This window comes from Lactobacillus delbrueckii subsp. delbrueckii DSM 20074 = JCM 1012 (assembly GCF_001433875.1).
GTDB lineage: Bacteria > Bacillota > Bacilli > Lactobacillales > Lactobacillaceae > Lactobacillus > Lactobacillus delbrueckii.
In genome coordinates, this window is record NZ_AZCR01000174.1 from 1 (window position 1) to 234 (window position 234).

A 234-nucleotide genomic window follows, 5' to 3' on the forward strand; every position below is an offset into this window, starting at 1 on the left:
AACACACTGGTTTGTGGATCCAGCATTCGTGGGTTCGATTCCCACATACCGCCCTAGCCGAAGGGCAGAAAAGAATAATCGGCGGTGTAGCCAAGTGGTAAGGCAGAGGTCTGCAAAACCTTAATCGTCGGTTCGACTCCGATCGCCGCCTTAGGCTTAACGGCCAAGTAGAATAGCATGGCGGTGTGGCGGAATTGGCAGACGCGTCAGACTCAAAATCTGGTGTCCATTACG

The 234-nt window shown here is 53.0% G+C and carries 1 tRNA gene; it reads left to right on the plus strand.

Going from position 1 to position 234, the window contains the following annotated elements:
• Positions 1-80: 80 nt before the first annotated feature.
• Positions 81-151, plus strand: a tRNA-Cys gene (locus FD23_RS09005).
• The last annotated feature ends 83 nt before the right edge of the window (positions 152-234 follow it).